4 protein-coding genes are annotated in these 7,108 nt (G+C 68.2%); all 4 read right to left on the bottom strand.

Annotated elements, in window-relative coordinates; genetic code table 11:
- A partial coding sequence (locus tag AB0J58_RS38165; RefSeq protein ID WP_364225039.1) for a pentapeptide repeat-containing protein occupies window positions 1-3,499 on the bottom strand: 3,499 nt, incomplete at its 3' end.
- 207 nt (window positions 3,500-3,706) lie between these two features.
- The gene (gene pgl / locus AB0J58_RS38160; RefSeq protein WP_364225037.1) at window positions 3,707-4,480 is read right to left on the bottom strand and encodes a 6-phosphogluconolactonase; all 774 of its coding nucleotides are present in this window, start codon (window positions 4,478-4,480) and stop codon (window positions 3,707-3,709) included.
- A 54-nt stretch (window positions 4,481-4,534) separates the two neighbouring features.
- Complete coding sequence (locus AB0J58_RS38155) at window positions 4,535-5,446, bottom strand: glucose-6-phosphate dehydrogenase assembly protein OpcA (protein WP_364225035.1); 912 nt, start codon at window positions 5,444-5,446, stop codon at window positions 4,535-4,537.
- On the bottom strand, window positions 5,447-7,099 hold the full coding sequence (gene zwf, locus AB0J58_RS38150; RefSeq protein ID WP_343973726.1) for a glucose-6-phosphate dehydrogenase: 1,653 nt from the start codon (window positions 7,097-7,099) through the stop codon (window positions 5,447-5,449).
- Window positions 7,100-7,108: the final 9 nt, after the last annotated feature.

The following is a 7,108-nucleotide window of genomic DNA, read 5'->3' as shown; positions in this document are numbered from 1 at the left end:
GGATGGTTCCGTCTGTGCCGCCGGTGGCGAGGTGGGTGTTGTCGGGGCTCCAGGCCAGGGCGTTGACGCTGGCGGTGTGGTCTTCGAGGGTGTGTAGGAGGGTGGCGGTGGTGGGGTTCCAGATGCGGATGGTTCTGTCTCTGCCGCCGGTGGCGAGGTGGGTGTTGTCGGGGCTCCAGGCCAGGGCGTTGACACCGGCGGTGTGGCCTTCGAGGGTACGGATGTGAGTTCCGGTTGCGGGGTCCCAGAGGTGCACTCTGTGGCAGCTGCCGGCGAAAGCTATGACATCCCCGTCAGGGCTCCATGCCACCACGTTGATCATGTTGCTGTGCGATGAGGCGAGTTCGTGAGATGGTAGAGAACTGACGGTAAGGGCCGCGCCACGGGTATCACAGGCGTCGAAGCAATCGGGCGGTAGGACGGCACCCAGCAGGACCGTCCGGAACCACCGCGAGCCCTCGAAGCGCGCGCCGGTGAAGTCGGCATCGAAGAACCGGGAAAGGGAAAAGTCGGCGCCCCGCAGGTCGGCGCCGTGGAGGCGTGCTCCCTTCCCCGAGCTTTCCCGCAGCATGGCGCCGCGCAGGTCTGCGCCGGAGAGATCGGTACCGTCGAGACGGGCCTCACGCAGGTCCGCGTCACGAAGATCCGCGTCGCGCAGGTCGGCGCCGGTGAGGTCGGCGCCGCGTAGGTTCATCCCCGATAGCCTGACGACCGGGCGGGCGCTGTCCGCCGTCTGAAGAGGGGCGTTCAGACGGCGCAGCAGCGTCAGGGCGTTTCCCTTCGCGGTCTCCGTCGTCGTGCCGATGTCGGCCCTGAGTGACGAGCGGGCCCAGGTGACTGTGGCAAACCTGCCCGCCAGCTCCGAGACGAAGTCGGCCATCAGCTCGGAGAGGGCTCGCACCAGTAACTCGGGCGGGTTGGGCTCCCGGCTCTTGAGTCGCCTGGCGACCTGTTCGGCGACCAGCCACTCCATCACCGAGCGGTGCACGAACTTGAACCGCCCGGTCTCCGGGCGGATCAGAAGCGTGCCCGACCCGATCATGTGGGATGCCTGGTCCGGGGTGAGCTGGAGCTCCGCCAGGTTCTGCAGCGCCCCGGCGGCGGCTCCCAGCTTGTCGAGGTCAAGGGTTTCCTGACCGGTGTTCCATAGTTCCAGTGCGAGCGCCTGCACCGCACTCCAGCGATCTTCGACAGACAGGGACAGCATCGCGCCTTTCGGCTGAGCGCGGTCGTACTCGAACTCCAGCCAGCGTTGCAGCAACTCCCGGTAGAGCACTGCGGCGCTGATCGCTCCCTCCTGGTCCCGGATCTGGCGGAGCCGGCCCTCGTCGAGCCGGGAGATGAAGCTGAGCATGCGTGGGTTCCTGGACAGCCCGAGGAGATCCTGCACATCACGCAGCAGTTCGAGCCGCGCTCGGGCCCCGGCCTCGTCCCCGCCGAGGAGGCGGGTGAGGAAGGCCAGGATCTGGTCGTCGTCGAACTCATGGAGTTTGATGAGCCTGCGGCCCGGCATGTTGGCCAGCCGGGTGCTCAGCGCGGTCTCCACGTGCCGGTCGGAGAGGAAATACTGGGTGCGGCTGGTCAGCACCACCTTCGCCCGTCCCTGCGCGGCCTGGACCAGGTTGCTCAGGTGTTCGGCGGCCTGCTCGTAGGTGACACGCAGCGCCAGTTCGTCGAAGCCGTCGAAGAGCAGCAGCACCCGCCCCTCCTGGATGAGATACCGCAGCAGGCGGTGGTCGATGACCTCCTTGCCGCCTGCGGTCAGGTGGGCGGCCAGTAGTTCGTCGAGCGAATGAGCCTTCTCCAGGTCTCTGAGCTGGATCAGGATCGGGATGACCGGCGGTGCGTTCTCCTGGTGGATCAGCCTGGTGAGCTCGCGGAGCAGGAAGGTCTTGCCGTGGCCGAAGTCGCCGAGCACGACGATGAACCGGCCGTCGTAGTCGGCGATCCACTCCCTCAACCGTTCCAGAAGGTCGACTTGGGGCTGTCCCATTCCCTGACCGTTCACGACGCCGAACCGCTGTGGGACGTAGAGCTCGGAGGGGTAGATCTGGCTGCCGGCCAACTGCTCGGCCTGCCTGTCGGCGTACGGCTGGAGGTCGAACACGCCCTGGAACTCCAGCAGCCGCTGGAGGCGCACCCCTCGCATGCTCGCCCAGAGTCTCAGCTCATCCCGAGCAGCCTCGCCGTCGTAGACGAGGTACGAGGTCAGCTGGGGATCGCCCGCGCGATATCGCGCGTCCACCTCCGACAGGAAGGTCTCGATGACTTCACGGCCCGGCGATCCCTCGCACACTCCGATCGGATACAGCGACACCTGAGGTTCGGATGGCACCGTGACCCTCAGATAACCGGGGTGTTTTTCGCTGTTCCTGACCTCCTCCACATCCGCGTCCGGGTGATGAACCTTACAGACCTTGCGTACTCGGGTGAGGAGGTCGTCTCGGCGAGGATCCGGCGAGTAGCGGGCTCGGGGGGCCGCCTCCTTGTCGTGGTCGTCACCCTGGGCGGCGAGGGCGGGAAAGGTGGCGTCGCAGTCGTGGAAGGATCGCCGGAGCACGCGCATCGCCTGGTCCCGATTTGCCCCGATACTCGTGTCGCCCTCCCAGCGGTAGCGGGACGCGTTGTAGCGCCTCCCGTACACCTTCAGGCTTCTGGGAGTGATCTTGATGAGCTGGTACTGGTTGGGCACGTCGTCCGGGCGGGCCTCCTTGCGCACCCCGGTGCTGCCCGCGCAGAGTACGGCGAGGGCGTCGGCGCCGAAGCTGTCGATCCGGCCCTCGTGGGTGTGACCGTGCAGCAGCAGGTTCAGGTACGGGGCGACGAGTTCGCCGAACTGGTGCCGGTCACGGAGGAACGCGTCGTCCGCCGGGTCGACGATCATCGGGTTGTGGTGCATCACGCCGATCCGGAGCCAGCCCTGGCCGGCGTACCCGCGTAGCCGGTCGGCGAACCAGCGCAGCTGCTCCTCGCCGCAGAACCCGTAGTGATCCGAGTCCAGGTGGCTTTCAGCCATGGTCGAGTTGAGCCCCGCGACGACCGTCTTCAGTTCCGGCACCTCGAACAGCGTCCACGGCTGATCTTTGGGGAACCCGATACCCGGAATTTCCGTATAAAACTGGCTGAACATAGCGAAATAGGGCTGCCATTTGGGCCAGTAAGGGGGCGTCGGACTGGTCTCTTCTCCCTCGCAGTCCTCGAAGTACGCCCGGCTTTTCTTCCAGCTGACATCGTGATTGCCCGGCACCATCGCGACCCGGCCCTTGTCGAGTCCGAGTCCCGCCGCCATCTCGGTGAGGAATTCCCCTACTTTTCGGAATTCAGTGGGAAGAGCCCATTCTGCCAGGTCTCCGGAGGCCACCACCAGATCGGGCCGTATGCCGTGCTCATCCTGGAGCCAGGCGACGTCCTCCAGTAGCCGTGCCGCCAGTGAGGAGTGTTTGCGGTCTTCGGCGGTGATGCCCTCCGCTCCGAACCGATGCTCCTTTCCGAACTGCATGTCCGAAACATGAAGAATGGTGATGGAGTTCCGGCCGGTCATGATCCCTCCACAGGTGCCGCTGTGGTGGCAATCATAGGACGATTCTTGATATGAAAAATCCTCGCAAATGAGTTTTCATTTGCGAGGATTCTCGACGCCCCAGGTTGGGGGTGAAGGGATCCGGACGCTTCCCGTCCGGGAGGGGAAGCGCCGGGTGCTTCCAGATCAGGGAGAGGAGATCCGGCCCAGGGAGGAGGGGATCTTGGAGGCGGCGGCCCGGTCCAGCAGGAAGAGGGTTCGCCGGCTGCCTCGGGCACCGGCTGCGGGGACCTGCATCGGTCCCGAGTCCGACAGTGCCAGCCGTACCGCTCTCGCCTTCTCCTCACCGGCGGCGATCACCCACACGTCGCGGGAGCCCTGGATGACCGGCATCGTCAGCGAGATGCGGGTGGGCGGCGGCTTGGGCGAGCCGTGCACCGCCACCACCGGACGGGTGTCGTACAGGGCCGGCAGGCCGGGAAAGAGCGAGGCCACATGGCCGTCCGGGCCCATGCCGAGCATCATGAGGTCGAACGACGGCGCCGGGCCGTGGTCCTCGGGGCGCGAGGCCCGGCGGAGCTCCTCGGCGTAGGCGTCGGCCGACTCCTCGGCGGTCATGCCCGAGTCGGGGCCGCGCATCACGTGCACCCGCTCGGGGTCGAGGTCTATGTGGTCCAGCAGGGCCTTGCGGGCGCCGGTCTCGTTGCGCTCGGGGTCACCGGCCGACAGGAAACGCTCGTCGCCCCACCAGATGTCCACCTTGCGCCAGTCGACGGCGTCCCTGGCCGGGGAGGCGGCGATCTCGGCGAGGGTGGCGAGGCCGACGGTGCCGCCGGTCAGGACCAGCTGGGCCGAGCCCTTGGCCGCCTGGGCGTCGACGGCACGGATGATCACCCGGGCGGCGACGGCCTTGGCGAGCACGTCGGCGTCGCGATGGATGATCACACTGGGAACGCTCACGAACTTCTCTTTCGAAGAAGGGCGCCCCGCGGCAGGCCGCGGGGCGCTTACGGCTCAGGACTTGCGGGCCCGGGCGAGCCGCTGGATCGCGGCCGCGTAGATCTCGTCGGGATCCAGCCGCCGCAGCTCCTCGGCGAGCAGGTCCGACGTCGGGCGCCGGGCCAGCGCGACCCGGCGGTCCGGCTGGCCGGGACGAGAGAGCATGGCCAGGCGACCGTCGCCCCGGGTGATGGTGATGTCGCCGTCGCCCGAGACCAGCTTGACGGAGGTCAGGCCGGGACCGGGAGAGTCGGAGACCTTCACCGGCGCGCCGAGGCGCTCACCGAGCCAGGCCGCCAGCAGCAGGGCGCTGGCATGGCCGGGCACGGCCTCCACGGTGCCCCGCTTGACCTTGGCCACCGGCTGGTCGAACGCGGCGGCCAGCAGGCTCCGCCACGTCGTCAGCCGGGTCCAGGCCAGGTCGGTGTCGCCGGGCACGTACCCGCGGGCCCGGCCGGCGATCGCCTTGACCGAGTCGGGTGCGGAGCGTGCGTCGACGATGCGGCGCTGGGCCAGCATGCCGATCGGATCCGCGGCCGGGACCTCGGGGCAGTCACTGGGCCACCAGGCGACCACCGGGGTGTCGGTGAGCAGCAGCGGGCTGACCACCGAGTCGGCGTGCCTGGTCAGCTCCCCGTACAGACGGAGCAGTATCACCTCGCCCGGGGTCGACTCGCCGAACCGGATCTCGGCGTCGAGCCGGTTGGGCTCGTTCGGGTCGCGAGGGATGACGACCAGTATCCGGGAGGGGTGCTCCCTGGCCGCCTCGGTCGCCGCCCGGACCGCGTCGTACTGGTCGCTCTCGCCGCAGACCACCACCAGGGTCAGCACCATGCCGACCGCCGGCGTGCCCATCTGGTGGCGCAGGTGGGTGAGCTGGGAGGAGATCTTCGAGGCGGTCGTGCCGCTGAGCATGAAGCTGGTCATCTAGAGCCGCCTCCAGACGCGCCCGTCGCGGGCCATCATCTCGTCGGCCGAGGCCGGTCCCCAGGTACCCGAGGGATACTCCTCCGGCGGGCCCTGGGTGCTCCAGAAGTCCTCGATCGGGTCGAGGATCTTCCAGGACAGCTCGACCTCGCGCTGGTGCGGGAAGAGCGGCGGGTCGCCGATCAGCACGTCGAGTAGCAGCCGCTCGTAGGCCTCGGGGGAGGACTCCATGAACGACTCGCCGTAGGCGAAGTCCATCGAGACGTCCCTGACCTCCATGGCGGTGCCCGGCACCTTGGAACCGAACCGCACCGTGATGCCCTCGTCCGGCTGCACCCGGATGACCAGGGCGTTCTGCCCGAGAATCTCGGTGTCGTCCTTGCTGAACGGAAGGTGCGGCGCGCGCTGGAACACCACGGCCACCTCGGTGACCCGGCGGCTGAGTCTCTTGCCGGTGCGCAGGTAGAACGGCACCCCCGCCCAACGCCGGTTGGCGATCTCCAGCTTGATGGCGGCGTAGGTCTCGGTGATCGAGTCGGGCGGGATGCCCTCCTCCTGCGTGTAGCCGATGACCGGCTCGCCGCCCTGCCAACCGGCCCCGTAACGGCCGCGCGCGGTGGTCAGCGACAGGTCCGACGGCAGCCGCACCGCCTTGAGGACCTTCTCCTTCTCCCTGCGCAGCGAGTCTGCTCCGAACGACGTCGGATCCTCCATGCCGACCAGGGCCAGCAGCTGCAGCAGGTGGTTCTGGATCACGTCGCGCGCCGCGCCGATGCCGTCGTAGTAGCCGGCCCGGCCGCCGATGCCGATGTCCTCGGCCATCGTGATCTGCACGTGGTCGACGTAACCCCGGTTCCAGATCGGCTCGAACAGGTTGTTGGCGAACCGCAGCGCCAGGATGTTCTGGACGGTCTCCTTGCCCAGGTAGTGGTCTATGCGGAACACCGAGCTCTCCGGGAAGACCGCGCTGGTGATCGCGTTGAGCTCCTGGGCGCTCCGCAGGTCGTGCCCGAACGGCTTCTCGATCACCACCCGGCGCCAGGAGTCCCCGGGACCGTCCGCCAGGTCGGTCCGCTTCAGCTGCTGGACCACCACGGGGAAGAACTTCGGCGGCACCGACAGGTAGAAGCCGTAGTTGCCGCCGGTGCCCCGGGTCTCGTCGATCTCCTTGAGCATCATCGCCAGCGCGTCGAAGGCGCCGTCGTCGGTGAACTCGCCGCGGCAGAAGAAGATGCCCTCCGACAGCTGCTTCCAGACCTCCTCGCGGAACGGCGTGCGCGCGTGTTCCTTGACGGCGTCGTGGGTCAGCTGCGCGAAGTCCTGGTCCTCCCAGTCCCGGCGGGCGAAGCCGACCAGGGAGAAGCCCGGGGGCAGCAGCCCCCGGTTCGCCAGGTCGTAGATCGCCGGGAGCAGCTTCTTACGTGCCAGGTCGCCGGTCACGCCGAACAGCACCAGCACGCACGGCCCCGCCACGCGCGGCAGGCGCTTGTCGCGCGGGTCGCGCAGCGGGTTGGACTCGATCAGGGCCTCGGTGATGCCGGCGGTCGAGGCGGCGGTGGCCGTGGTGACCGCTCCCTCATGCGCGGTGCCCGTGGTGGTGAGCTCCTCGGCCCGAGGCCGGTCGGCCTGGGGCTGGGAGTTCTCCTTGCTCATTCGAACCTC

This window comes from Streptosporangium sp. NPDC049644 (genome assembly GCF_040675205.1).
Taxonomy (GTDB): domain Bacteria; phylum Actinomycetota; class Actinomycetes; order Streptosporangiales; family Streptosporangiaceae; genus Streptosporangium; species Streptosporangium fukuiense.
This window is presented reverse-complemented; position numbering and strand designations above follow the sequence as displayed.